A 24,057-nucleotide genomic window follows, 5' to 3' on the forward strand; every position below is an offset into this window, starting at 1 on the left:
GCTGCGAAGCAGCCCCCTACGGCGCTGGCACCAATCGCAAGGTACTCTGCGCCGGTATCACCCCCATCTGCGCCTTTTGATACTGTCCCTGCACATACCCTTCGGCCTGGTCCGCATAGTGCCGGTCGAACGGCACGCCACTCTGCCCGACCGGGTTGATGGTCAGCGCCTGCCCGGCATCGGCAAAGTCGATCAGCCGCCGCGTCGATGGCCCATAGGTCACCGGCCACGGTGCCGGGCCGATCTTCGCCGAGAGATTGTTCGGCACCTCATGGGTACCGGGTGCAGCGAACGGCCCGACATTGAACAGCAGGTTCAGCGGCTTTTTCACCCCCAGCGGGTGGTTGTGGGTCAGGGTATGCGCCTTGCCCCACTGCCAGCTTGCCGGGTCGCTGCCCAGGGTGTCGCGCAGGTGCTTCAAGCTGTGCTGCCAGGCCAGGCGCACGACGGCAGTACGGTCGGTACGCAGGTTGCCGCCGCGCGTGTTCCACCAAGGTGAATCGGCATCCGCCGCCAGGCGCGGCAAGGCGGCATCGATGGCGCGGGTACTGATCAGGACCGGGAACCAGGTGTCGCCCAGTTCGTCATGCAGGGCTGCGAATGCCAGTTCGTAGAGGAACTGGTTGAACAGCGTGGCGCTAGTCGAGTCCAGCGGGTAGTCGCCGCGCCAGGCAGCCAGTTGCTCGACCAGCTCCTTTTCTTCGTCACCTTCAGCCGCCGCGCGCAGCGTTGCCAGCAGCGGTGCAAGGGTACGCGGGCCGTGATCGCTGGCGGTGTCCAACTGCAGAGCCTGGCTGTTCTGTGTATCCCATTTCACTTCAGGGTTGGCTAGCTGGCGGTCGAGTTGGCGCCCACGGTCAGGCAAGTTGTAGTAACCCGGTATCGGCATCGCCGCCGGTGGTTGGTAGTTGGCCGAGACGATATAGCCGCGCGCCGGGTTCTCTTGCTGCGGGTTGACGCTGAAGGGGTAGAAACCGAGCTTGCTGGCCTGCACGCTGGTGCCGTCGAGGATGAACGCTGGGTCAACCCCGTCGGGGCGGATCGGCAGCTTCGCCGCCGCCCACCAGCCGATATCGCCTCGGGCATTGGCCCAGACAAAGTTCAGCCCGGGCGCGTGGACGTTGGCGGCGGCTTCGCGCATCTTGCCCAGGGTGTCGGCACGGTTGAGTCGATAGAAACCTTCAAGAATCGGGTTTTCGGTTTCCAGAAACGCCCACCACATTGCGATTGGCGTGGCTCCGGCCGTGGCGCCGAGCACGTCGTTGACGATCGGGCCATGGGGGGAGCGACGCAGGCTGAGGGTGACCGGCGCTTCGCCTTTGACCGCGATCTGCTGTTCGGTCTTTTCCAGCGCCTGCCATTTACCATCGACCATGACCTGGTTGGCGTCGGCCGGGTTGGTGCGCTCGGCGATCAGGTCGACGTCGTCGTTCTGGAACATGGTCAGGCTCCAGCCGAAGTCGCGGTTATGGCCCAGCAAGGCGAACGGGTTGAGCGCCTGGAAGTAGCCATACAGGTTGAAACCGGGCGCCGACAGTTCGGCCTCGTACCACACGGCGGGCACCGCGAAGCCGATATGCGGGTCGCCTGCCAGCAGTGGCTTGCCGCTGCGTGTATGGCTGCCGGCCACCGCCCAGGCGTTGCTGCCTTCAAACTGCGGGATACCGGCGTCGCCGAGTGCTTCATGGCTGAGCCGGGCGAGGGCCTCCAGGCTTTGCCAATCGGCGGCGGCCAGTGGTGTGCCCAGCGCGCCATCGGGCTGCCAGCCGAGGTCGAAGATGTTCAGGTATTCCGGCCCCAGCTGGTCGCGGATATAGGTCAGCGCGGGCTCGGTGCGAAAGGCGGCGGCGAAGCTGTAGGCCAGGTAGCCGGCGACGCTCAGGGTATCTTCGGCGGTGAACGGGCGTGGGGTGATTCCGAGCAGGTCGAACTCGATGGGCTTGGGGTGGCCGGCCTGCCAGCTGTTTACCCCGTCGAGGTAGGCTTGCAGGGCGTGCCAGGCAGGGGACTGGTGGTCCTGCCGCTCCGCCATCAACGCGGCCTGTTCGCGAATGCGCAGGCTGCGGAACAGGGTGTCGGTGGGCAGCAGTTTTTCGCCCAGCACCTCGGCCAGTTCGCCACGGGCCAGACGGCGCAGGATTTCCATCTGGAACAGCCGGTCCTGGGCATGCACGTAGCCCAGGGCGCGGTACAGGTCCGGCTCGCTCTGCGCCTGTAGGTGCGGTACGCCGCGGGTGTCGTAGCGCACGCTGACCGGCGCTTGCAGGCCGGCCATGGCCACCTCGCCCTCGCGCTGTGGCAGTTTGCCCTGCACGTACCAGTAACCGGCGCCAGCGGCCACGGCCACAACCACGGCCAGCAGGGTCAGGCTGCGCTTCATGCAGACTCCTTGTGCGTTCAAGCAGAAAATGTGGTCCGATCATCAGCGGTTTTGCGAACAGAGCATAGCCCCCGGAAGGAGTTTCCATGTCCCTCAGCGAAAAACAGAAAATGCTCACCGGCCAGCTCTACCACGCTGGCTGCCCCGAGCTGCAGGCCGAGCAGGTCGCCAACAAGCACTGGATGCATCGCTATAACAGCAGTGTCGAATTGCTCAGCGATGCACGCCATGGGCTATTGGCCGGGCACTTCGGTCAGGTCGGCGAAGGCGTGGTGATTCGCTCGCCGTTCTATTGCGACTACGGCTACAACATCAGCGTCGGCCGCAATACCTTCATGAACTTCAACTGCGTGATCCTCGACGTGGTGCCGGTGAGGATCGGCGACGACTGCCAGATCGGCCCCAATGTACAGATCTATACCGCCGACCATCCGCTTGACCCTGAAACGCGGCGCAGCGGGCTGGAGAGTGGGAGGCCGGTGACCATTGGCAACAACGTGTGGATCGGCGGTGCGGCGATCATCCTGCCGGGGGTGACCATTGGCGACAACGCTGTGGTGGGTGCCGGCAGTGTGGTGACCCGGGATGTGCCGGCGGGTGCGACGGTGGTGGGTAACCCGGCGCGGGTGCGTCAGCCCGGCCAAGGGCAGTAGCAGCCCACCGCCAGGGTATTGGAGGCGCTGACCTGGCGCCCGTCGAGCAAGGCCTTGAGGATTGGCTCGATGAAGCTGTTGCTGGCGTTGCACACGGCACCTTCGCTGTAAGGCCCGAAGTAGGCCAGGCGCCCTTGCCTGTCCCAGATGGCCACGGCCGGAGAGGCTGGCAGGTGCTCGCTGCCGGGGAGGCTGGCGAGTGGCTTGAGGGCGGTGAGGTTGGCCGGTAGTTGGCCGTGGCTGCCGGGCTTTTGCAGCACATGGAAGCTCACCTCCTGGCCTGCGAACTGGCTGACCAGGTCGCCCAGGTGCTGCTGGTTGCCGACGTTGCATGGGCAGGCCGGGTCCCAGAAGTGCACCACTCGGATCGGGCCGAGGCCGGCGAGTTCGGGGGGCAGCTGCAGCTGGCTGCCGTCGAACAATGTGGTCTGGTTGTCGAACGGGCGCAGGTAGCGGGCCTGGAAGGTGGTGTAGGCCTGCCAGAGAATGACGGCGCCGACCAACAAGGCGATTACCGTGCACAGCGGTTTGATGATTCGGCTATTCATGACGACTCGATTGCCCTTTGTGGGAGCGGGCTTGTCCCGCGAAGCAGGCGACGCGGTGGATGGCACCGGCGTTGCCGGTGTTCGCGGGACAAGCCCGCTCCCACAGTGATCGCGCCAGCTTTCAGGCTTTGCGCAAGACAGTTGGTCCAACAGTTTGATCGGTGATGGTTGTTCAAAGCTGAGCAAGCTTGCCATGACGCCGGCCAGAGCTGAAGATTCCAGATCAATACATTGCATCAATGTGGATGTGCTCGATGCCCGCTGCTTTTCACCCCGACCACCTGCGCAGCCGCCTGGCGCCATTGACCGCTCGCCAGCCGTTAACGGCGCAGGCGCAGGACTACCAGCGCTTCTATGGCCTGAACTTGCCGGTACACAGTTGGCTGGGCCGTTTCCAGGCGGCGGGTTTCGACCTGGTCGGGCAGGCCTGGTTACCCGAACAGCCAAGCGCGACAATGTTTCTGCTGCACGGCTATTACGACCACATGGGCCTGTACCGGCACGTGATCGAATGGGCGCTCAGTCAGGGTTTCGCCGTGATCAGCTGCGACTTGCCCGGCCATGGCCTGTCCAGTGGCGAGCGGGCCAGCATCCGTGATTTCGCGCTTTACCAGCAAGTGCTGGACGCCTTGTTCGAACAGGCGCGCACGCTGCAACTGCCGCGCCCGTGGCACCTGTGCGGGCAGAGCACAGGCGGGGCCATTGCCGTGGACCATCTGCTGCACCGGGGTACCAGCAGCCCTGTCGATGGCCAGGTCATCCTGTTGGCACCGCTGGTCCGGCCCTGTTCCTGGCGCTGGTCGAAGTTCAGCTATCGGGTGTTGCGCCATTTCGTTAATGGCATTGAGCGCCGCTTCAGCGAGAACACCAATGACCCTGCCTTCTTGCCGTTTCTGGAGGCCGACCCGTTGCAACCGCGTCGCCTGCCAACCGCCTGGGTGGGTGCACTGATCGCCTGGGTCAAACGTATCGAGGCCGCACCGCGCAGCTCACGACGGCCGTTGATTGTGCAGGGTGAGGCCGATGGCACGGTGGACTGGCCGTACAACCTTGAAGTGCTCAAGGCCAAGTTCGCCGAGCCACAGATCCTGATGCTGCCCGAAGCCCGTCACCATCTGGCCAACGAGCTGCCGGGCATTCGCCAGCGCTACTTCGACTTTATCGACCAGCGCCTGGGCTGATCACTTCAGGTCGTTGCTGCTCTGGCCAACCGCCAGGCCGGCACGCACTGCGGCAAGGGCGGCCTGGTAGTAGGCCTTGCCGTCGGGCGACTCGGCAAAGGTGGCGAACTCTTCAAGCTCGGCGTCGGACAGGTCGCGATAGACGTACAACAGGGTGTTGTTGAGGTCTTCGCCGATCTGGTTCATCAGCCGTTGGCGCTGGCCGTCGAGTAGGCCCTGGGCCTGGCCACCGCCGAACAGGCCGGGGATCATCGAACTGAGGCTGTCGGCAGCCACGCCGGCGATGGCCAGGCTGACTTCTGCGCCCGCCTCACGCGCCGGCAGGGCCTGGGCCAGATGGCCAATGACCAGCAGGCGATCATCGCTGGCCTGGATCTTTGGCAGGCCTTTGGCGTTCTTGGCCAGTTCGTCCTTGCGTGTGGCCTTGAGTTCCGCTGCCACCACCTTGCGCCCCAACGGCGACTGGAAAAAGGCCAGGGCCGGCGAGGGGTTGGCCAAAGTGGCACGCAGTTGCGCCTGGGCACGACGGTCTACCGCCTGGGCCTGGAAGCGCTGGTTGCTGTTGTTGACCAGCGCCTGGTAAACGGCGGGTGGCAAACTGTTGCGGTAGCGTTCCTGGGCGGCGCTCAGGGCATCGTTGAAGTGGGCGCGCTGGTCGGGCCAGCCGGCGGCCTTGTACAGTTGATCCAGGTTGTCTGCCCAGACAGGCATGGTGCAGATCATCAGCAGAATCAGGGAAAACAGACGGCGCATTCAGGACTCCTGTCGGCAGGCGGCTATTGTCCTTGGCCCGGCGCCGGTTTGTCGAGATATCCGCGCGTTTCTCGGCCAAGTGGCGCTGTGCGCCAGCATGGCTAATGGATATGATGCGCGCCATGCACATCTCCCCTGAACACCCTATGCTTGCGGCCATTGTCGACGACCTGGCCACCCGTGGCTGGTCTCAGCAGGCGCTCTTCCTGCCTGTAGAACTGGTGCACGCGCTGGCGGCCGAATGCCGGCGTCGCGATGCCGAAGGCGAACTCAACCCCGCAGGTGTTGGGCGCGGTGTTACCCAGGAGGTGCGCGAAGCCATTCGCGGCGACCAGATCCAGTGGATCGATCCGGGGCAGGCCGAGGCTTGCGACCAGTACCTTTCGGCCATGGACCAACTGCGCCTGGCCATCAATCAGGGCCTGTTTCTGGGCCTGGAAGACTTCGAATGCCATTTTGCCCTGTATCCCCCGGGGGCATTCTATCGCCGGCACCTGGACCGCTTCCGCGACGATGACCGGCGCATGGTGTCGGCCGTGCTGTACCTGAATGAAGGCTGGCAGCCGCAGGATGGTGGGCAGTTGCGCATGTTCCTGGCAGACGACGTAGAGCTTGACGTTGAGCCCGTGGCGGGCTGCCTGGTGGTATTCCTGTCGGGTGAAGTGCCCCACGAAGTGCTGCCGGCCGGCCGTGAGCGGTTGTCTTTGACGGGTTGGTTCAGGCGCCGTGGCAATGACCCGTTCTGATTTGCCCAAGGTGCTGGTCAGCGCCTGCCTGCTGGGGCAGCCGGTGCGTTATGACGGCCGGGCCAGCGGGCACCCCGACCTGTTGCAGCAGTGGCAGGCTGAAGGGCGCGTGGTGCCGTTGTGCCCGGAGGTAGCCGGTGGCTTGCCGACCCCACGCCCACCAGCGGAGATCCCGGGCGGGCAGGGCGGTGAGGTGCTTGATGGTGGCGCGCAGGTGATCACCGTGACGGGCGAGGATGTCAGTGCCGAGTTTCTGGCCGGGGCGCAGCTGGCGCTGGAACTGGTGCAGCGGCATGGCATTGGCGTGGCGGTGCTGAAGTCGGGTAGCCCTTCGTGTGGCAACCGGCTGACCTATGACGGCACGTTCAGTGGGGTGAAGGTGGCGGGGGAAGGGGTGACCACGGCGCTGCTGCGGCGGGCCGGGGTGCAGGTGTTCAGTGAGCTGGAGCTGGAACAGGCGCAGCGGACGCTGGCTGAGCTCTCAGCATAAGCCTGTAACGGCCTCTTCGCGGGGCAAGCCCGCTCTCACAGGGAGATCACCAACCGGAGGGCTTGTGGTGATCCTGTGGGAGCGGGCTTGCCCCGCGAAGGGGCCGGTACATGCCATAAAGGACCTACTGCCCGGCAGCAGTCTCCTGCACACCCTTGAACCACTTCTGCTCAAGCTCGGCAGTGCGCCCACTTTCCTTCAGGCGCTGCAGCGCATTGTTAACGGCACTTTCAAAAGCCGGGTTGTCCTTCTGGAACGGGATCACCAGCTTTTTGTCGCCAAACGGCAGGCTCACATCGAGCGGGCCGTCGCCCTTGGGCGCATCGCTCGATGGCGTGAGGGCGATGTCATATTTGCCACTCTCGACACCGCTTATGACTTCGGCAGCCGGGGCTTCGACGAATTCGGCGCGCAAGTCCAGCTCCCTGGCCAGGTCCTGGCCAAATTCGATGTCGAACCCTGTCAGGTGGTCGTCTTGTTTGAACGCGTACGGCGAATTGTCAGCCTGTACGGCAATGCGCAGTTCGCCCCGGTCGGCAATTTCGTCTATCAGCTCCGCCTGGGCCAATGGACTGATCAGTACTGCCAACAGTACCCCTATGGTCGAACGCATGAATGCCCCTTTTCGTTTAGCAGATGAATAGCTTTCGCCACGGCTTTCTTCCTCGCCGTGATCGAGCGCAGCCTATGACCTTGAAGCCTCGGCATTGTTTAACCCTGACCGAAATATTTCTGTCAGACAATGGGAACACCTTGGCGAATAATTCAACTAAGGTGAACTACCGCCGCCGCTGGATGACAGGCTGCGGTCAATAAGTGAATCACAGGAGAAGTGAATGAACAGCCTATTTTCGCGTGCTGCCGTTGCCGGTCTGCTGATGGGAGCGTCGGTTTTCGCCGTTGCTGCGGACGCCCTGAAGAGCCAGGAGCCGCCCAAGGAGGCCAAGGTCTTCATCGTTTCCCCCGCCGATGGTGCAACAGTCGACAAGACCTTCACCGTCAAGTTCGGCATCGAGGGTATGGGCCTCAAGCCTGCAGGTGACCAGACCCCGCACACCGGGCACCACCACCTGCTGGTGGATGTGGACAAAGAGCCGGTTGCCGACATGCCACTGCCGACCAGCCTGATGCCAGAAGCCGGCACCGCACTGCCAGCAGGCCCGCAAGTGCTGCACTTTGGTAAAGCACAGACCGAAACCAGCATTACCCTGACCCCGGGCAAGCACACCTTGCAACTGATTCTGGGTGACCAGTATCACGTGCCGTTCAAGCCAAGCGTCGAGTCGAAGAAGATCACTGTAGAAGTGAAGTAAAAAAAAGGGAGGCCACCAGGGCCTCCCTTCTTCATGCTGCAAGCAAACTCAGAACAGTACGCGGGAACGGATTGTGCCCTTGACGTGTTGCAGTTTTTCTTGCGCCAGGTCCGAGTACTCGGCGTCGACGTCGATCACCACGTAACCGACTTTCTCGTTGGTCTGCAGGAACTGACCAGAGATGTTGATGCCGTTCTCGGCGAAGACCTTGTTGATCTCGCTGAGCACGCCCGGGATGTTTTCGTGGATGTGCAGCAGGCGGTGTTTGCCCGGGTGGGCCGGCAGGGCCACTTCCGGGAAGTTGACCGACGACACCGAGGTACCGTTGTCGCTGTACTTGACCAGCTTCTCGGCCACTTCCAGGCCAATGTTGGCCTGGGCTTCGGCAGTGGAGCCGCCGATGTGCGGGGTCAGGATCACGTTGTCCAGGCCGCGCAGCGGGCTCTCGAACTCTTCGTCGTTGGAGCGCGGTTCAACCGGGAACACGTCGATGGCGGCGCCGATCAGGTGCTTGTCCTTGATGGCGGCTGCCAGGTGGTCCAGTTCGACCACGGTGCCACGGGCGGCGTTGATCAGGATCGAGCCCTTCTTCATCGCACGGATTTCTTTCTCGCCGATCATCCACTGGGTGGACGGCAGCTCAGGCACGTGCAGCGAGACGATGTCGGCCAGCCCCAGCAGTTCGTTCAGGCTGGTGACCTGTACGGCGTTGCCCAGTGGCAGCTTGGTCAGCGGGTCGTAGAAGTACACCTGCATGCCCAGGTTTTCGGCCAGTACCGACAGCTGGGTACCGATCGAGCCGTAACCGACGATGCCCAGCTTCTTGCCACGGATTTCGAACGAGTTGGCCGCGCTCTTGATCCAGCCGCCACGGTGGCAGGAGGCGTTTTTCTCAGGGATGCCACGCAGCAACAGGATGGCCTCGGCCAGCACCAGCTCGGCCACCGAACGGGTGTTGGAGTACGGGGCGTTGAACACGGCAATGCCGCGCTCGCGGGCCGCTGCCAGGTCGACCTGGTTGGTGCCGATGCAGAAGCAGCCCACTGCGACCAGCTTCTTCGCACAGTCGAAGATCTCTTCGGTCAGTTGAGTGCGCGAACGGATGCCGATGAAGTGGGCATCGGCGATCTTTTCCTTCAGCTCGGCTTCTGGCAACGAACCTGTGAGGTATTCGATGTTGGTATAGCCGGCAGTCTTGAGGGTATCGACCGCGTTCTGGTGCACACCTTCAAGAAGAAGGAACTTGATCTTGCTCTTGTCGAGAGAAGTCTTGCTCATCTGCGTAAACCTGTATCCCGGAGAAAAAATGGCGAGGGGTGATGCCAGGCGCGAGGGCAGCCTTAGCATGAACAGCGGGAGGGCTATGCTAGCATACGCGACACAATCTGAGCTTATCCCGACAGGTGAAGAGTGCTCAGGGTGACTATGAATAAGTCGAGAGTTCCAGCGATGACCCACCCCGCTGTTATTGAAGAACTGATGACCCTTGTTGACCCTGGCAAGGTCCTGACTGACGCGGCTTCCCTGGAAGCTTATGGCAAAGACTGGACCAAGCATTACCCGCCGGCGCCTAGCGCCATCGTCTTGCCCAAGACTGTCGAGCAGGTGCAGGCGATTGTACGCTGGGCCAATGTGCACAAGGTGGCGTTGGTGCCATCTGGCGGGCGCACCGGGCTTTCTGCTGGCGCGGTGGCGGCCAATGGCGAAGTGGTGGTGGCCTTCGACTATATGAACCAGATTGTCGACTTCAATGCCTTCGACCGCACCGTGGTCTGCCAGCCAGGCGTGATCACCCGGCAGTTGCAGGCCTATGCCGAAGAGCAGGGCCTTTATTACCCGGTGGACTTCGCCTCCAGTGGCTCCAGCCAGATTGGCGGCAACATCGGCACCAACGCTGGCGGCATCAAGGTGATTCGCTACGGCATGACCCGCAACTGGGTTGCCGGGCTGAAAGTGGTCACCGGCAAGGGCGAATTGCTGGAGCTGAACAAAGACCTGATCAAGAACGCCACCGGCTACGACCTGCGCCAGCTGTTCATCGGCGCCGAAGGCACGCTGGGCTTCGTGGTCGAGGCCACCATGCGCCTGGACCGCGCCCCGCGCAACCTCACCGCCATGGTGCTGGGCACGCCGGACTTTGATTCGATCATGCCGGTGCTGCATGCCTTCCAGGGCAAGCTGGACCTGACCGCCTTTGAGTTCTTCTCCGACAAAGGCCTGGCCAAAATCCTTGCGCGCGGCGATGTGCCGGCACCGTTTGCGACCGATTGCCCGTTCTATGCGCTGCTGGAGTTCGAAGCCAGCACTGAAGAAGTGGCCAACGAAGCCCTGGCTACGTTCGAGCACTGCGTCGAGCAGGGCTGGGTGCTGGACGGGGTGATGAGCCAGAGCGAAACCCAGCTGAAAAACCTGTGGAAGCTGCGCGAATACCTTTCGGAAACCATCTCGCACTGGACTCCGTACAAGAACGATATCTCGGTCACGGTATCGAAAGTGCCGGCATTCCTGCGCGATATCGACGCCATCGTTGCCGAGCATTACCCGGATTACGAAGTGGTGTGGTACGGCCACATCGGCGACGGCAACCTGCACCTGAACATCCTCAAGCCTGAACACATGAGCAAGGACGATTTCTTCGCCTCGTGCACCAAGGTCAACAAATGGGTGTTCGATATCGTCAAACACTACAACGGCTCGATCTCTGCCGAGCACGGCGTGGGCATGACCAAGCGCGACTACCTGGGCTACAGCCGCTCGCCGGAAGAAATCGCCTGCATGAAGGCGATAAAGGCCGTGTTCGACCCTAACGGCATCATGAATCCGGGTAAGATCTTCGCACCTGAATAAAAAGCAGTATCCAGAGGAGTCGGCCATGAGTTACCAGCACCAGTACGTAGACGGCACGCGCATTCACTTCCCGTTGGGCAAGGTGGTGTGCATCGGCCGTAACTATGCCGAGCATGCCAAGGAACTGGACAACCCGATCCCTACCGAGCCGCTGCTGTTCATCAAGCCTGGCAGCTGCGTGGTGCCGGCCGAAGGCGGCTTCAAGATCCCGGCCGAGCGTGGTTCGGTGCACTACGAGGCCGAAATTGCCGTGCTGCTGGGCAAGGCACTGTCCTCCCAGCCGAGCGAGGAAGAGGTGCTGGACGCCATTTCAGGTTACGCCCCGGCGCTGGACCTGACCCTGCGCGACGTGCAGGCCAAGCTGAAGGAGAAGGGCCTGCCGTGGGAACTGGCCAAGAGCTTTGATGGCGCCTGCGTGTTGCCGCCGTTCGTCTCGGCCGGCAGCTTCGAGGACGTGACCGACATACCGGTGCGCCTGACCGTCAACGGCGAAGTGCGCCAGGACGGCAGCAGCGCGATGATGCTGAACCCGATCGTACCGATGATCCAGTACATGGCGGCGCATTTCTCGTTGCAGGCGGGGGATGTGATTCTCACCGGTACGCCGGCGGGCGTGGGACCGTTCAATGTTGGTGACGAGCTGGTGCTGGAGCTGCCGGGTGTGAGCCGCTTCGAAAGCCGGGTGCTCTGAGCCGAAAACGCGTCGCCTTCTTCGCGGGCACGCCCGCTCCCACAGGAATGTCACAAGCTTCAGGCCTGTAGAGAACCCTGTGGGAGCGGGCGTGCCCGCGAAGAGGCCAAACCTGTTTACCGATTTTTCACACCCGATCCGGATAATGCGCGCACCTACGCCCCTATCCCCAGGAACCCCGCATGCCATCACCCTCCAGCGCCCCGGCAACTTCCAAGCGTCGTTTTTACCTGCGCTGGCCCTTCGGCCTGGCCGTGGCAGCGGTGATCGGCTACGGCGTGGCGGTAGCCATGCACTGGGATGACCGCGGCGCGTTGTGGGTGAAGGAGGGCTTTGAAAGCACCGCCGAGCGCAGCGAAAGCGTGTGGTTGCCGGACTACCAGGTGGACATCGATGCCAAGCCGCTGCCAGGCATGGACGATGACGAAGCCTCGGACGTGGCCTTCAATCCGCGTACCCGTACCCTGTTTGCGGTCATGGGCAAGAACCCGTTCCTTGTCGAACTGAGCCTGGACGGCGATGTACTGCGCAAGATCCCGCTCAACGGCTGGAGCAACCCCGAAGGCGTCGCCGTGCTGGAAGACGACTACCTGGCGATCACCGACGAGCGCCTGCATGACCTGACCGTGGTCAAGGTGGATGCGCAGACCACGGTGTTGAACCACGGCGATTTCCAGAGCCACGACCTGGGCCCGTCGGTGAAGAGCAACAAGGGCTTTGAAGGAGTAGCCTGGGACCCACTGCGCCAGCGGCTGGTCATCGGCGAAGAGCGCCCGCCAAAGTTGTACACCTGGAATACCGATGGCCGCAGCCCGCTCAAGGGTGAAAAGCAGCCAATGCCCAGCGATGAACTCGACCTGCGCAACCTTTCGGCGCTCGGCGTAGACCCGCGCACTGGCCACCTGCTGGTACTGTCTGCCGATTCGAACATGCTGCTGGAGCTGGACGAGCAGGGTCAGCAGGTCAGCTTCATGACCTTGCTGGGCGGCTTCAATGGGCTCGAAGACACCATCCCGCGCGCCGAAGGTGTAGCCATGGACGACAAGGGCAACCTGTACATGGTCAGCGAGCCGGCGCTGTTCTACCGCTTCAAGAAGAACTGACGGCATCATCAGATTCGCCTGACGCTGGCATTAAGCTTTGCTTCAGCCGCTAATGGTTAGATTCGCCATCCCTGTGTCGAGTCTGCCTTCATGCGCCGTATTGTTCGCCTGTTTCTTGTCATGGCCGTTGTCGGCCTGTTCCTGCTGGGCTGGGCCGGGCAGGAGTTCCGCCTGTTCGAGCGTGGCTGGTTCAACCTCAAGACCTGGTGGCAGCCCGCCGAGCAGAGCATCGGCCTTGACCGTTACCGGGTGGTGGTGGAGGCGCAGCCGGTCGAAGGGTTGGATGACGACATTTCCGCGCTGACCTACGACCCCGACCGCAAGACCCTGTTCACCGTCACCAATGCCCGTTCGGAGCTGATCGAGCTGTCGCTGGACGGCCGTATCCTGCGCCGCGTGCCGCTGACGGGCTTCGGCGACCCGGAAGCCGTGGAATACGTGGGGCCGAACAGTTACGTGATCACTGATGAGCGTCAGCAGCGGCTGATTCGCGTGCGCCTGGAAGACGACACGATGTTCCTCGATGCCGGTGACGCCGAGCAGCTCAGCCTGGGCATTGGCCTGAACGGCAACAAAGGTTTCGAAGGGCTGGCCTACGACTCGGCGGGCAAACGCCTGTTCGTGGCCAAGGAACGTGACCCGATGCTGATCTACGAGGTGCACGGTTTCCCGCATGACAACTCGGACAAGCCTTATGCCGTGCATGTGGTGCAGGACCGCAAGCGCGATTCGCGGTTGTTCGTGCGGGATTTGTCGAGCTTGCAGTTCGATGAGCGCAGCGGGCATTTGCTGGCGCTTTCGGACGAGTCGCGGCTGGTGCTGGAGCTGGATGTGCAAGGGAGGCCGCTGAGTACCTTGTCGTTGCGCAAGGGCTTCCAGGGGTTGCAGGCGACGGTGCCGCAGGCGGAGGGGATTGCGATGGATGAGGCGGGGACCATTTACCTGGTCAGTGAGCCGAACCTGTTCTATGTGTTCAAGCAGCCGGCTGATTGATGGGTTTGATGGCCCATTCGCGGGCGCGCCCGCTCCCACAGGTACGCCTCAGGTTTCAGGCCCTGTGCAGTACCTGTGGGAGCGGGCATGCCCGCGAAGATGGTTACTCGGCCTTCAGGCTCTTCACGCCTTCAGCAGTACCCAGCAGCAGCAGATCCGCCGGCCGCGCCGCGAACAGGCCGTTGGTGACCACGCCAACAATGGCATTGATCTGCGCTTCCAGTTCCACCGGGTTGGTGATCTGCAGGTTATACACGTCAAGAATCACGTTGCCGTTATCGGTAACCACGCCCTCACGGTAGACCGGATCACCGCCCAGCTTGACCAGCTGGCGCGCCACGTGGCTGCGGGCCATCGGGATCACTTCGACAGGCAGCGGGAAAGCGCCCAGTACCGGCACCAGTTTGCTGCCGTCGGCGATGCAGATGAAGGTTTTGGCCACGGCAGCGACGATCTTCTCGCGGGTCAGTGCCGCGCCGCCGCCTTTGATCAGGTTCAAGTGCGCGTCGCTCTCGTCGGCGCCGTCCACGTAGAATTCCAGCTCGCTGACGCTGTTCAGCTCGTAGACCGGAATGCCATGGCCCTTCAGGCGTTGAGCGGTGGCTTCGGAGCTGGCGACTGCGCCGTCGAAGGCGGTTTTGTGCTGAGCCAGGGCGTCAATGAAGAAGTTGGCAGTAGAACCGGTACCGACGCCGACAACGCTCTTTACATCCAGCTTGGGCAGAATGAAATCGACAGCGGCCTGGGCGACGGCCTGTTTGAGTTGGTCCTGGGTCATGCGGGCTCCGAAAAGGGGCAGGGCGGTTTTCAAAGTTGCCTAGTATAACGGCTTGGGCGGCTTTGCTGTGGTCGCCCGACGTAGCGCTGGGGTAGACTCGCAGCCCTTGTCCCGCGGCCCAGTGATGCTTTCCCGATGCTCGAACAGTACGTCAAGAAGATCCTCACCTCGCGCGTCTATGACGTTGCCGTCGAAACCCCACTGCAGAGCGCCGGGCAACTGAGCAAGCGCCTGGGCAACCAGATTCTGCTCAAGCGCGAAGACCTGCAGCCAGTGTTCTCGTTCAAGATTCGCGGGGCCTATAACAAGCTGGCGCAGCTGACGGCAGAAGAACTGGCCCGTGGCGTGGTCACCGCCTCGGCCGGCAACCATGCACAGGGCCTGGCACTGGCGGCGCGCGAGATGGGCATCAAGGCCACTATCGTGATGCCCAAGACGACCCCGGAGATCAAGATCGAAGGTGTGCGCTCGCGCGGTGGCAAGGTCGTGCTGCATGGCGACTCGTTCCCCGAGGCGCTGGCCTATTCGCTGAAACTGGTCGATGAAAAGGGCTTCGTCTACGTCCACCCTTACGACGACCCGCACACCATTGCCGGGCAGGGCACCGTGGCCATGGAAATCCTGCGCCAGCATCCTGGCCAGCTGGACGCCATCTTTGTGCCCGTGGGTGGTGGTGGCCTGATCGCTGGCATAGCCGCCTACGTGAAGTACCTGCGCCCGGAAATCAAGGTGATCGGTGTCGAGCCGGACGATTCCAACTGCCTCCAGGCGGCCATGGCTGCCGGTGAGCGTGTGGTGCTGCCCCAGGTCGGGTTGTTCGCTGATGGTGTGGCGGTGGCGCAGATTGGCCAGCACACCTTTGATATCTGCCGCCTGCATGTGGATGAAGTAGTAACGGTCAGCACCGACGAAATCTGTGCAGCTATCAAGGATATCTACGACGATACCCGCTCGATCACCGAGCCTGCCGGCGCGCTGGGTGTTGCGGGTATCAAGAAGTATGTTGAACTGTACGGCGTGACTGGCCAGACCCTGGTGGCCATCGAATCCGGCGCCAACGTCAACTTCGACCGCCTGCGTCATGTGGCAGAGCGTGCCGAGCTGGGTGAGAAACGCGAAGCGATCATCGCGGTGACCATCCCGGAACGCCCAGGCAGCTTCAAGGCCTTCTGCGAGGCTATCGGCAAGCGCCAGATCACCGAATTCAACTATCGCAAGCACACCTCCGACGAGGCGCATATCTTCGTTGGCGTGCAGACCCACCCGGAAAACGACCCGCGTGCGGCGCTTGTGCAGCACCTGACCGAGCAGGGTTTCCCGGTTACCGACCTGACCGACAACGAACTGGCCAAGCTGCATATTCGCCACATGGTCGGCGGCCACTCGGCCGGCGCCAGTGATGAAATGGTGCTGCGCTTCGAATTCCCCGAGCGGCCGGGGGCGTTGTTCAATTTCCTCAACAAGCTGGGCGGGCGCTGGAACATCTCGATGTTCCATTACCGTAACCATGGCGCGGCAGACGGGCGCGTGGTGGCGGGGCTGCAAGTGCCGGAGGACGAGCGCCACCTGGTGCCTGCAGCGCTGGCCAAGATCGGCTACCCGTACTGGGACGAGACCGAGAACCCGGCTTACAAGCTGTTCCTGGGCTGAGCGGCTAAGCTAGGGCTGATGGCCCTTTCGCGGGCCTGCCCGCTCCCACAGGTACTGCGAGGACTCAGGGCCTGTGATACCCCTGTGGGAGCGGGCAAGCCCGCGAAGAAGGCAGCACAAAATGGCCTGCTCAAGGACAACAGAGACATGGAACACCTGACCACACTAAAAACCCTGCACATCATCGCCACGGCCCTGCTGTTGTTGGGCGCCCTGGGCCTGGCGATCTGGACCGTGCGCGCCCGCCGACAGGGCGATGCCGAGGCCTACGCCAAGCTGCTGCGTCGGCCGTTGGTGTTCGTCTGGCTGGTGATGGGGGTGTGCCTGGTGAGCATGCCGTTCACCGGGTGGTGGCTGGTGCACCTGGTGGGCTGGCCGCTGGGGCAGACCTGGGTGTTGGCTTCCAGCGTTATCTATACCTTCGGCGCCTTTGCCGTGTGGTGGCTGCTGGTGCGGCTGAACCGGCTGCGCAAGGCCGAAGTGGTGGGGTTGCGGTTTACCTTGGCGCTGGCGGTGTTCAGTGGAGTGTGCTTCCTGTCCATCGCGGGGCTGATGGGTGCCAAGCCAGTCTGACAGCCTTCTGCCACCTGTGCTGGCCCTTTCGCGGGGCAAGCCCGCTCCCACAGGTACTGCACAGCATTCAGAAATTGTGCGGACCCTGTGGGAGCGGGCTTGCCCCGCGAAGAGGCCGGCACAGGAAAAACTCAGGCTCTCAGCGAAATCACCGGCCACCCTCGTTTCTCTGCCTCGGCCCGCAGGTTCGGATCGGGGTCCACCGCCACCGCATGGCTCACCCGCTCCAGCAACGGCAGATCATTCATCGAGTCGCTATAGAAGTAGCTGTCTTCCAGATCAAAACCGTTCTCCAGCATCCAGCGCTCCAGCCGCGTCACTTTGCCTTCACGGAAACACGGTATATCGGTACTACGCCCGGTATAGCGGCCGTCGTGCATCTCGCATTCAGTCGCCAGCAATACCCGTACTCCCAGGCGCCGGGCAATCGGTGCGGTGACGAAGCGGTTGGTGGCGGTGATGATCACCAGCTGGTCGCCCGCGTCGCGATGCTGCTGCAGCAAGGCCAGAGCCTTGGGCAGGATGATCGGCTCGATGCAGTCGCGCATGAAGTCGCGGTGCCATTCGTCGAGCTGGGCCACCGGCGTCGCCGCCAGTATCTCCATGGAAAAGGCCAGGTAGGCCTGCAGGTCCAGGGTGCCGTTGAGGTATTCCTGGTAGAAGCCATCGTTGCGTTGCTTGTAGGCAACCGGGTCGAGGATGCCGCGCTCGCAGAGGTAGTCACCCCAGGCATGGTCGCTGTCGCCACCGAGGAGGGTATTGTCCAGGTCGAATAAAGCCAGGCGCATCGCGGTCACTCGCATCAGCCACAAGGTAGGCCCGCAGAATACGGAGTTTTCACGCTGCTGCACATAAGCTTGGCGGGCGCGTTGCTGCGCTCGCAAGCTTTGTGGAACAATGCGGTGACATGCGTTTGCGAGGTTGCTGCCGTGATCGACCCGGATGGTTTTCGCCCCAATGTCGGGATCATTCTCACGAATGATGCCGGGCAGGTGCTATGGGCTCGCCGGATCAACCAGGATGCCTGGCAGTTTCCCCAGGGAGGTATCAACCCTGACGAGACGCCGGAAGATGCCCTGTACCGCGAGCTGAACGAAGAAGTTGGCCTTGAACGCGATGATGTGGAAATACTTGCCTGCACCCGCGGTTGGTTGCGTTATCGTTTACCCCAGCGACTGGTACGTACCCACAGCCAGCCGCTGTGCATCGGCCAGAAGCAGAAGTGGTTTTTGCTAAGGCTGGTCAGCAATGAACAGCGGGTGCGGATGGACCTGACCGGCAAGCCGGAATTCGACGGCTGGCGCTGGGTGAGCTATTGGTATCCGCTGGGCCAGGTTGTGACATTCAAGCGCGAGGTCTACCGACGCGCCCTGAAAGAGCTAGCACCGCGTCTGCTGACGCGCGACTGACGACGGAGTTCGACCCCGAGCCATGCTCAATACGCTGCGCAAGATCGTCCAGGAAGTAAACTCCGCCAAAGATCTCAAGTCGGCGTTGGGGATCATTGTCTTGCGCGTCAAGGAGGCCATGGGCAGCCAGGTCTGCTCCGTCTACCTGCTGGACCCTGAAACCAACCGTTTCGTGCTGATGGCCAGCGAAGGCCTGAACAAGCGCTCCATCGGCAAGGTCAGCATGGCCCCCAACGAAGGCCTGGTTGGCCTGGTGGGTACCCGGGAAGAGCCGCTGAACCTGGAAAACGCTGCCGACCACCCGCGTTACCGCTATTTTGCCGAAACCGGTGAAGAAAAATTCGCCTCCTTCCTGGGTGCGCCGATCATTCACCACCGCCGCGTGGTCGGGGTGCTGGTCATTCAGCAAAAGGAGCGCCGCCAGTTCGACGAGGGCGAAGAAGCCTTCCTGGTCACCATGAGCGCCCAGCTCGCCGGGGTAATTGCCCACGCTGAAGCCACTGGCTCGATCCGTGGCCTGGGCCGCCAGGGCAAGGGTATCCAGGAAGCGCGCTTCGTCGGTGTGCCTGGCTCGCCTGGTGCGGCCGTGGGGCGCGCTGTGGTGATGCTGCCGCCCGCCGACCTTGAAGTGGTGCCGGACAAGGCCGTCGATGACATCGACGCTGAGCTCAAGCTGTTCCAGAACGCCCTTGAAGGCGTGCGCGACGACATGCGCAAGCTGTCGGCAAAGCTGGCAACCCAGCTGCGCCCTGAAGAGCGTGCGTTGTTCGATGTGTACCTGATGATGCTTGAAGACGCAGCACTGGGCGGCGAGGTGACCGAAGTCATCAAGACCGGCCAGTGGGCGCAGGGCGCCCTGCGCCAGGTGGTTGGCGAGCACGTCAGCCGCTTCGAGCTGATGGACGATGATTACCTGCGCGAGCGCGCCTCCGACGTCAAGGACCTTGGCCGCCGCCTGCTGGCCTACCTGCAGGAAGCCCGTTCGCAGTCGCTGGTGTATGCCGACAACACCATCCTGGTCAGTGAAGAGCTGACCCCGGCCATGCTCGGCGAAGTGCCGGAAGGCAAGCTGGTGGGCCTGGTCTCGGTATTGGGCTCGGGCAACTCGCACGTCGCCATTCTCGCTCGCGCCATGGGCATCCCCACGGTAATGGGCCTGGTCGACCTGCCGTACTCGAAAGTCGACGGTATTGAACTGATCGTCGACGGTTACAAAGGTGAGGTGTTCACCAACCCCAGCGATGTGCTGCGCAAGCAGTACAGCGAAGTGGTCGAGGAAGAGCGCCAACTGGCCCAGGGCCTGGATGCACTGCGCGAACTGCCGTGCGTTACCCCCGACGGCCACCGCATGCCGCTGTGGGTCAACACCGGCCTGCTGGCCGACGTGGCGCGTGCCCAGCAGCGCGGCGCCGAAGGGGTAGGCCTGTACCGCACCGAAGTGCCGTTCATGATCAACCAGCGCTTCCCCAGCGAAAAAGAGCAGCTGGCCATCTACCGCGAGCAACTGGCGGCCTTCCACCCGCTGCCGGTGACCATGCGTACCCTCGACATCGGGGGCGACAAGGCGCTTTCGTACTTCCCGATCAAGGAAGAAAACCCCTTCCTGGGTTGGCGCGGCATCCGTGTCACCCTCGACCACCCGGAAATCTTCCTGGTGCAGACCCGCGCCATGCTCAAGGCCAGCGAGGGCCTGAACAACCTGCGCATCCTGCTGCCGATGATTTCCGGCATCCACGAGCTGGAAGAGGCACTGCACCTGATTCACCGCGCCTGGGGCGAGGTGCGTGACGAAGGCACCGATGTGCCGATGCCGCCAGTGGGCGTGATGGTGGAAATTCCTGCGGCGGTGTACCAGACCAAGGAGCTGGCACGTCAGGTGGACTTCCTGTCGGTCGGCTCCAACGACCTGACCCAGTACCTGCTGGCGGTGGACCGCAACAACCCACGGGTTGCCGACCTGTACGACTACCTGCACCCGGCGGTGCTGCAAGCGCTGAACACGGTTGTGCGCGACGCCCATGGCGAAGGCAAGCCGGTGAGCATCTGCGGTGAGATGGCCGGTGACCCGGCGGCGGCAATCCTGCTGATGGCCATGGGCTTCGACAGCCTGTCGATGAACGCCACCAACCTGCCAAAGGTGAAGTGGATGCTGCGTCAGGTGAACATGAGCAAGGCCACTGAACTGCTGGCCGATGCCCTGAGCCATGACAACCCGCAGGTTATCCACAGCTCGCTGAATCTGGCCCTGAAAAACCTTGGGTTGGCGCGGATGATCGGGCCTGGGGCCAATAAAACCCTTTGAATCTGAGGTTGCCTGTTCGGGCCTCTTCGCGGGCTCGCCCGCTCCCACAGGTATCGCGCCGCATCTGAAGGCTGCGCTATACCTGTGGGAGCGGGCAAGCCCGCGAAGAGGCCAGCACAGCCAACATCAAATGATCAGACCGACAGCTCCACTTCCCCCAGATGCCCACCAAAGGGCCCGAAACTACGCTCAATAAGCTGCCTTCTTCCCTGATCATCCACAATCAACACGGTGCTGGCCCGGGTCCCGTAATTCTGGCTGGCAATAAACACACTCGATAGCAACTTCTCGGTCGCCATCCCCACGCCTGTCTCCGGTAGATCCCCTTCAGCCGCAGGCTCTCCATCAGCCAGCAACGCCAGCAATCGCGTCGGCTCCGGCGTTTCGAGCAACGCCTCCAGCCCGCTACGCGCCTTCACCAGCTTCGGCCACGGCGAATCCAGCCCGGCATTGGACAGCCCGTACACCCCAGCCCCCAGCAGGCGTGGCGCCGCATCACGGGCATGCAGGTAACCCAGTTGCTGCCCATCACCCACCAACAGGTTGAACCCCGAATACTGTTCGCTGCGACCGGCCACCTGGTCCAGATAAGCCTCGACCCCCAACTCACCCTGTAGGTAAGCCGCTACCAGTTCACCCCGCGAGCGCGGCCCCAGCGGCTGGCCCGGGTCGCGGATGTTGGTCAGCGCGGCAAAGCGCCCCTGCGGGCCTACGCCCAGCCAGGTACCGCCGGCCTCCAGGTCGCGCCCGGCATGCACCCCAGGGCTATCCTCCCAGGCTGCCAGGGGCTGGGTAGGGCGGGCATAGAATTCGTCGCGGTTGGCCGCGACGATCAGCGGCAGGGCATGCCCCGGCCGCCAGGCAAATACGATCAGGCACATCGGTGGGGCCTCTGTGTTTTCTGTCACTGTACCCACAGCTGCGGGGCGGATCCATCCTGACACAGACTTCACTAGAGCCTTGAACCCGGCTTCCGTTACCATGCCGGATTGTTTTCCTGGGGAAGCCGAATGGAATTCGTGCTCTATCTGCTGTTGGGCGCCTGTGCCGGTGTGCTGGCCGGGCTGTTCGGCGTGGGCGGTGGCATCATTATCGTGCCGGTGCTGGTGTTCAGCTTCACCCTGCAGGGCTTCGACGCTTCGGTGCTGACCCACCTGGCCGTCGGCACTTCACTCGCAACCATCGTGTTCACCTCGATCAACGCTGTGCTTGAGCACCACCGCAAGGGTGCAGTGCAATGGCCGATCTTTGCCTGGATGACCCTCGGCATCCTGCTAGGGGCCGGCGTCGGTGCCAAGACCGCCTCGCTGATCCAGGGCCCGTTGCTGCAAAAGATCATTGGTGTGTTTGCCTTGATCATCGCCGCACAGATGGCGCTGGACCTCAAACCCAAGGCCAGCCGCGGCATCCCCGGCAAACCCGCATTGATCGGGGCCGGTGGGGTGATTGGCTGGGCCTCGGCCATTTTCGGCATCGGCGGCGGTTCGCTGACGGTGCCGTTCCTGACCTGGCGCAGCCTGCCCATGCAGCAGGCGGTGGCCACATCTTCGGCGTGTGGCCTGCCGATTGCCGTAGCCAGTGCCCTGAGCTTCATGCTGTTGGGCTGGCACGAGGAGCACCTGCCGGCCCATAGCCTGGGCTATGTGTACCTGCCGGCGATGGTCGGCATTGCCGTGACCAGCATGTTTTTCGCCCGCTTTGGCGCGCGCCTGGCGCACAAGCTGTCGCCCCGTTTGTTGAAACGCCTGTTCGCAGCGCTGCTGTTCTGTGTCGGCCTCAGCTTTTTGATTTGAATCGAGAGGAAGTTAAATGCTGCCTTACCCGCAGATAGACCCCGTGGCCCTGGCCATCGGGCCGCTGAAAATTCATTGGTACGGCCTGATGTACCTGATCGGCATTGGTGGCGCCTGGCTGCTGGCCTCGCGCCGGCTGAACCGTTTCGACCCCACCTGGTCGCGCGAAAAGCTTTCCGACCTGGTGTTCTGGCTATCGATGGGGGTGATCGTCGGTGGCCGGCTGGGTTACGTGCTGTTCTACGACCTGCATGCGTACCTGGCCAATCCGACGCTGATCTTCGAGGTATGGAAGGGCGGCATGTCGTTCCATGGCGGCTTCATCGGCGTGATGTTGGCGGCCTTGTGGTTCGGCAAGCGCAACAACAAGTCGTTCTTCGAACTGATGGACTTCGTTGCCCCGCTGGTGCCGATCGGCCTGGGTGCCGGGCGCATCGGCAACTTCATCAACGCCGAGCTGTGGGGCAAGGCGACCGACGTGCCGTGGGCAATGGTTTTCCCGCCGTTCAGCGACCCTGCCCAGTTGCCCCGTCATCCGTCGCAGCTGTACCAGTTTGCCCTGGAAGGTGTGGCATTATTCGTGATTCTCTGGTTGTACTCGCGCAAACCGCGCCCGACCATGGCCGTTTCCGGCATGTTCGCGCTGTTCTACGGCATTTTCCGCTTCATCGTAGAGTTTGTGCGGGTTCCTGATGCCCAGCTTGGCTACATTGCATTCGGCTGGTTGACCATGGGTCAGTTGCTTTGCGTGCCGATGATCGTCGGCGGCATCTTCTTGATCTGGTTGGCCTACAACCGCAAACCTACGGCAAAACCAGCCGTATGATTTTCACGGCAGGGGTGATCCCCCTGCCGTTCTTGTTACAGGAAAGTCATGAAACAGTATCTAGATCTGGTCCGTGAAGTCATCGAGAACGGTACGTTGCAAGGCAATCGCACCGGCATCCGTACCATCAGCATGCCGGGCGCCATGCTGCGCTTCGACCTGCAGAAGGGCTTCCCGGCCATCACCACGCGCAAGCTGGCGTTCAAGTCGGCGATCGGCGAGATGGTCGGCTTCCTGCGGGGCGTGAAAAACGCCGGTGAATTCCGCGAGCTGGGCTGCAAGGTCTGGGACCAGAACGCCAACGAAAACGCCCATTGGCTGGCCAACCCGTTCCGCCAGGGCCATGACGACCTGGGTGAGATCTACGGTGTGCAATGGCGCCAGTGGCCGGGCTACAAGCGCATCGCGCTGAGCAACCCGGCGGCCATCGAAATGGCCGAGAAGGCCGGTTTCCGCCGTATCGCCCAGGACGAAGAGGACGGCGTTGCGTTCGTTGTCCTGTACAAGGCCATCGACCAGGTGCGCCAGTGCCTGGACACCATCGCCAACGACCCGGGCAGCCGCCGCATCCTGTTCCACGGCTGGAACTGTGCGCAGCTGGACGAAATGGCCCTGCCGCCGTGCCACCTGCTGTACCAGTTCCACCCGAATGTAGAGACGAAAGAGATTTCCCTGACCCTCTACATCCGCTCCAACGACCTGGGCCTGGGCACACCGTTCAACCTCACCGAAGGTGCGGCGCTGCTGTCGCTGTTCGGCCGCCTGACCGGCTATACCCCGCGCTGGTTCACCTACTTCATCGGCGATGCCCATGTGTATGAAAACCACCTGGACATGCTGAACGAGCAGCTCAAGCGCGAGCCGCTGGAAGCGCCGAAGCTGGTGATCAGTGACCGCGTGCCGGCGTTTGCCGAGACTGGGAAGTACGAGCCGGAGTGGCTGGAGAAGATCGAGCCGGGTGATTTCTGGCTGGAAGGGTATGAGCACCATGCACCGATGACGGCGCCGATGGCGGTCTGATAGCTCTT

24 protein-coding genes are annotated in these 24,057 nt (G+C 62.6%); 16 read left to right on the top strand and 8 right to left on the bottom strand.

All coding sequences use genetic code 11. The features are described from left to right. Positions 1–16: 16 nt before the first annotated feature. Positions 17–2,380 (bottom strand): penicillin acylase family protein, encoded by a 2,364-nt coding sequence (locus P0Y58_03410; GenBank protein ID WEK31254.1) that lies wholly within the window; start codon positions 2,378–2,380, stop codon positions 17–19. An 86-nt stretch (positions 2,381–2,466) separates the two neighbouring features. On the opposite strand from P0Y58_03410, the gene P0Y58_03415 reads away from it, so the two are divergent. Continuing rightward, positions 2,467–3,033 (top strand): sugar O-acetyltransferase, encoded by a 567-nt coding sequence (locus P0Y58_03415; GenBank protein ID WEK31255.1) that lies wholly within the window; start codon positions 2,467–2,469, stop codon positions 3,031–3,033. Here P0Y58_03415 and P0Y58_03420 read toward each other — a convergent pair. Further along, the gene (locus P0Y58_03420; GenBank protein WEK31256.1) at positions 3,012–3,581 is read right to left on the bottom strand and encodes a DUF6436 domain-containing protein; all 570 of its coding nucleotides are present in this window, start codon (positions 3,579–3,581) and stop codon (positions 3,012–3,014) included. The two genes, P0Y58_03415 and P0Y58_03420, sit on opposite strands and share 22 nt — an antisense overlap. A gap of 254 nt (positions 3,582–3,835) precedes the next feature. Here P0Y58_03420 and P0Y58_03425 point away from each other — a divergent pair, with 254 nt between their 5' ends. Beyond that, positions 3,836–4,762 (top strand): alpha/beta hydrolase, encoded by a 927-nt coding sequence (locus P0Y58_03425; GenBank protein WEK31257.1) that lies wholly within the window; start codon positions 3,836–3,838, stop codon positions 4,760–4,762. Here the strand turns inward: P0Y58_03425 and P0Y58_03430 are convergent, their stop codons facing one another. After that, a complete protein-coding gene (locus P0Y58_03430) occupies positions 4,763–5,515 on the bottom strand; it encodes a DUF2059 domain-containing protein (protein ID WEK31258.1) in 753 nt (250 codons plus the stop codon). It lies immediately after the preceding gene. 113 nt (positions 5,516–5,628) lie between these two features. On the opposite strand from P0Y58_03430, the gene P0Y58_03435 reads away from it, so the two are divergent. Together P0Y58_03435 and P0Y58_03440 are read left to right on the top strand one after the other, a co-directional pair. After that, the gene (locus tag P0Y58_03435; GenBank protein WEK33266.1) at positions 5,629–6,261 is read left to right on the top strand and encodes a 2OG-Fe(II) oxygenase; all 633 of its coding nucleotides are present in this window, start codon (positions 5,629–5,631) and stop codon (positions 6,259–6,261) included. After that, entirely contained in the window at positions 6,248–6,751 is a 504-nt protein-coding gene (locus P0Y58_03440) for a DUF523 domain-containing protein (GenBank protein WEK31259.1), read from the top strand. Before P0Y58_03435 ends, P0Y58_03440 begins: the two co-directional genes overlap by 14 nt. 124 nt (positions 6,752–6,875) lie before the next feature. On the opposite strand, the gene P0Y58_03445 is transcribed toward P0Y58_03440, so the two are convergent. Then, positions 6,876–7,364 (bottom strand): transporter substrate-binding domain-containing protein, encoded by a 489-nt coding sequence (locus tag P0Y58_03445; GenBank protein WEK31260.1) that lies wholly within the window; start codon positions 7,362–7,364, stop codon positions 6,876–6,878. A 223-nt stretch (positions 7,365–7,587) separates the two neighbouring features. On the opposite strand from P0Y58_03445, the gene P0Y58_03450 reads away from it, so the two are divergent. Further along, the gene (locus P0Y58_03450) at positions 7,588–8,064 is read left to right on the top strand and encodes a DUF4399 domain-containing protein (GenBank protein ID WEK31261.1); all 477 of its coding nucleotides are present in this window, start codon (positions 7,588–7,590) and stop codon (positions 8,062–8,064) included. Between the two features lie 48 nt (positions 8,065–8,112). On the opposite strand, the gene serA is transcribed toward P0Y58_03450, so the two are convergent. Beyond that, entirely contained in the window at positions 8,113–9,342 is a 1,230-nt protein-coding gene (gene serA, locus P0Y58_03455) for a phosphoglycerate dehydrogenase (GenBank protein ID WEK31262.1), read from the bottom strand. Positions 9,343–9,513: 171 nt separating this feature from the next. Between serA and P0Y58_03460 the strand changes: the two genes are divergently transcribed. The 4 genes from P0Y58_03460 to P0Y58_03475 all read left to right on the top strand — a co-directional run bounded on the left by P0Y58_03460 (position 9,514) and on the right by P0Y58_03475 (position 13,698). Then, positions 9,514–10,911: an FAD-binding oxidoreductase gene (locus P0Y58_03460; GenBank protein WEK31263.1), complete on the top strand. Its 1,398-nt coding sequence runs from the start codon at positions 9,514–9,516 to the stop codon at positions 10,909–10,911. A 25-nt stretch (positions 10,912–10,936) separates the two neighbouring features. Further along, positions 10,937–11,602, top strand: a complete 666-nt coding sequence (locus P0Y58_03465) for a fumarylacetoacetate hydrolase family protein (GenBank protein WEK31264.1) — start codon at positions 10,937–10,939, stop codon at positions 11,600–11,602. Between the two features lie 182 nt (positions 11,603–11,784). Continuing rightward, positions 11,785–12,705: an SdiA-regulated domain-containing protein gene (locus P0Y58_03470; GenBank protein ID WEK31265.1), complete on the top strand. Its 921-nt coding sequence runs from the start codon at positions 11,785–11,787 to the stop codon at positions 12,703–12,705. A 90-nt stretch (positions 12,706–12,795) separates the two neighbouring features. Continuing rightward, positions 12,796–13,698, top strand: coding sequence for an SdiA-regulated domain-containing protein (locus tag P0Y58_03475; protein WEK31266.1), 903 nt, complete (start codon positions 12,796–12,798; stop codon positions 13,696–13,698). Between the two features lie 103 nt (positions 13,699–13,801). On the opposite strand, the gene rpiA is transcribed toward P0Y58_03475, so the two are convergent. After that, positions 13,802–14,476, bottom strand: a complete 675-nt coding sequence (gene rpiA, locus P0Y58_03480; protein WEK31267.1) for a ribose-5-phosphate isomerase RpiA — start codon at positions 14,474–14,476, stop codon at positions 13,802–13,804. Positions 14,477–14,611: 135 nt separating this feature from the next. Here rpiA and ilvA point away from each other — a divergent pair, with 135 nt between their 5' ends. Further along, entirely contained in the window at positions 14,612–16,126 is a 1,515-nt protein-coding gene (ilvA, locus tag P0Y58_03485) for a threonine ammonia-lyase, biosynthetic (protein ID WEK31268.1), read from the top strand. Positions 16,127–16,273: 147 nt separating this feature from the next. Further along, positions 16,274–16,699 (top strand): DUF2269 domain-containing protein, encoded by a 426-nt coding sequence (locus tag P0Y58_03490; GenBank protein ID WEK31269.1) that lies wholly within the window; start codon positions 16,274–16,276, stop codon positions 16,697–16,699. A 131-nt stretch (positions 16,700–16,830) separates the two neighbouring features. On the opposite strand, the gene P0Y58_03495 is transcribed toward P0Y58_03490, so the two are convergent. After that, entirely contained in the window at positions 16,831–17,487 is a 657-nt protein-coding gene (locus tag P0Y58_03495; GenBank protein ID WEK31270.1) for an HAD-IB family hydrolase, read from the bottom strand. A gap of 141 nt (positions 17,488–17,628) precedes the next feature. Between P0Y58_03495 and P0Y58_03500 the strand changes: the two genes are divergently transcribed. Both P0Y58_03500 and ptsP read left to right on the top strand, forming a co-directional pair. Further along, positions 17,629–18,108 carry an RNA pyrophosphohydrolase gene (locus P0Y58_03500; GenBank protein ID WEK31271.1) on the top strand — a complete coding sequence of 160 codons (480 nt, stop codon included), beginning with the start codon at positions 17,629–17,631 and terminating at the stop codon, positions 18,106–18,108. 22 nt (positions 18,109–18,130) lie between these two features. Beyond that, on the top strand, positions 18,131–20,410 hold the full coding sequence (gene ptsP, locus P0Y58_03505) for a phosphoenolpyruvate--protein phosphotransferase (protein WEK31272.1): 2,280 nt from the start codon (positions 18,131–18,133) through the stop codon (positions 20,408–20,410). Positions 20,411–20,544: 134 nt separating this feature from the next. Here the strand turns inward: ptsP and P0Y58_03510 are convergent, their stop codons facing one another. Further along, on the bottom strand, positions 20,545–21,291 hold the full coding sequence (locus P0Y58_03510) for an NRDE family protein (GenBank protein ID WEK31273.1): 747 nt from the start codon (positions 21,289–21,291) through the stop codon (positions 20,545–20,547). A 129-nt stretch (positions 21,292–21,420) separates the two neighbouring features. Between P0Y58_03510 and P0Y58_03515 the strand changes: the two genes are divergently transcribed. From P0Y58_03515 to P0Y58_03525, 3 genes are read left to right on the top strand one after another with little or no spacing between them, the layout of a single operon-like run. Continuing rightward, positions 21,421–22,203, top strand: a complete 783-nt coding sequence (locus P0Y58_03515; protein WEK31274.1) for a sulfite exporter TauE/SafE family protein — start codon at positions 21,421–21,423, stop codon at positions 22,201–22,203. A gap of 16 nt (positions 22,204–22,219) precedes the next feature. Beyond that, the gene (gene lgt, locus P0Y58_03520; protein WEK31275.1) at positions 22,220–23,029 is read left to right on the top strand and encodes a prolipoprotein diacylglyceryl transferase; all 810 of its coding nucleotides are present in this window, start codon (positions 22,220–22,222) and stop codon (positions 23,027–23,029) included. A gap of 48 nt (positions 23,030–23,077) precedes the next feature. Next, a complete protein-coding gene (locus P0Y58_03525; protein WEK31276.1) occupies positions 23,078–24,049 on the top strand; it encodes a thymidylate synthase in 972 nt (323 codons plus the stop codon). Positions 24,050–24,057 lie beyond the last annotated feature (8 nt).

Origin of the sequence: Candidatus Pseudomonas phytovorans (assembly GCA_029202525.1) — a bacterium.
Lineage (GTDB): Bacteria > Pseudomonadota > Gammaproteobacteria > Pseudomonadales > Pseudomonadaceae > Aquipseudomonas > Aquipseudomonas phytovorans.

What these genes read in the sequence shown, in the direction of transcription:
- P0Y58_03410 (WEK31254.1), bottom strand. Translation starts at nt 2,380, where the DNA reads ATGAAGCGCAGCCTGACCCTGCTGGCCGTGGTTGTGGCCGTGGCCGCT.
- P0Y58_03415 (WEK31255.1), top strand. Translation starts at nt 2,467, where the DNA reads ATGTCCCTCAGCGAAAAACAGAAAATGCTCACCGGCCAGCTCTACCAC.
- P0Y58_03420 (WEK31256.1), bottom strand. Translation starts at nt 3,581, where the DNA reads ATGAATAGCCGAATCATCAAACCGCTGTGCACGGTAATCGCCTTGTTG.
- P0Y58_03425 (WEK31257.1), top strand. Translation starts at nt 3,836, where the DNA reads ATGCCCGCTGCTTTTCACCCCGACCACCTGCGCAGCCGCCTGGCGCCA.
- P0Y58_03430 (WEK31258.1), bottom strand. Translation starts at nt 5,515, where the DNA reads ATGCGCCGTCTGTTTTCCCTGATTCTGCTGATGATCTGCACCATGCCT.
- P0Y58_03435 (WEK33266.1), top strand. Translation starts at nt 5,629, where the DNA reads ATGCGCGCCATGCACATCTCCCCTGAACACCCTATGCTTGCGGCCATT.
- P0Y58_03440 (WEK31259.1), top strand. Translation starts at nt 6,248, where the DNA reads ATGACCCGTTCTGATTTGCCCAAGGTGCTGGTCAGCGCCTGCCTGCTG.
- P0Y58_03445 (WEK31260.1), bottom strand. Translation starts at nt 7,364, where the DNA reads ATGCGTTCGACCATAGGGGTACTGTTGGCAGTACTGATCAGTCCATTG.
- P0Y58_03450 (WEK31261.1), top strand. Translation starts at nt 7,588, where the DNA reads ATGAACAGCCTATTTTCGCGTGCTGCCGTTGCCGGTCTGCTGATGGGA.
- serA (WEK31262.1), bottom strand. Translation starts at nt 9,342, where the DNA reads ATGAGCAAGACTTCTCTCGACAAGAGCAAGATCAAGTTCCTTCTTCTT.
- P0Y58_03460 (WEK31263.1), top strand. Translation starts at nt 9,514, where the DNA reads ATGACCCACCCCGCTGTTATTGAAGAACTGATGACCCTTGTTGACCCT.
- P0Y58_03465 (WEK31264.1), top strand. Translation starts at nt 10,937, where the DNA reads ATGAGTTACCAGCACCAGTACGTAGACGGCACGCGCATTCACTTCCCG.
- P0Y58_03470 (WEK31265.1), top strand. Translation starts at nt 11,785, where the DNA reads ATGCCATCACCCTCCAGCGCCCCGGCAACTTCCAAGCGTCGTTTTTAC.
- P0Y58_03475 (WEK31266.1), top strand. Translation starts at nt 12,796, where the DNA reads ATGCGCCGTATTGTTCGCCTGTTTCTTGTCATGGCCGTTGTCGGCCTG.
- rpiA (WEK31267.1), bottom strand. Translation starts at nt 14,476, where the DNA reads ATGACCCAGGACCAACTCAAACAGGCCGTCGCCCAGGCCGCTGTCGAT.
- ilvA (WEK31268.1), top strand. Translation starts at nt 14,612, where the DNA reads ATGCTCGAACAGTACGTCAAGAAGATCCTCACCTCGCGCGTCTATGAC.
- P0Y58_03490 (WEK31269.1), top strand. Translation starts at nt 16,274, where the DNA reads ATGGAACACCTGACCACACTAAAAACCCTGCACATCATCGCCACGGCC.
- P0Y58_03495 (WEK31270.1), bottom strand. Translation starts at nt 17,487, where the DNA reads ATGCGCCTGGCTTTATTCGACCTGGACAATACCCTCCTCGGTGGCGAC.
- ptsP (WEK31272.1), top strand. Translation starts at nt 18,131, where the DNA reads ATGCTCAATACGCTGCGCAAGATCGTCCAGGAAGTAAACTCCGCCAAA.
- P0Y58_03510 (WEK31273.1), bottom strand. Translation starts at nt 21,291, where the DNA reads ATGTGCCTGATCGTATTTGCCTGGCGGCCGGGGCATGCCCTGCCGCTG.
- P0Y58_03515 (WEK31274.1), top strand. Translation starts at nt 21,421, where the DNA reads ATGGAATTCGTGCTCTATCTGCTGTTGGGCGCCTGTGCCGGTGTGCTG.
- lgt (WEK31275.1), top strand. Translation starts at nt 22,220, where the DNA reads ATGCTGCCTTACCCGCAGATAGACCCCGTGGCCCTGGCCATCGGGCCG.
- P0Y58_03525 (WEK31276.1), top strand. Translation starts at nt 23,078, where the DNA reads ATGAAACAGTATCTAGATCTGGTCCGTGAAGTCATCGAGAACGGTACG.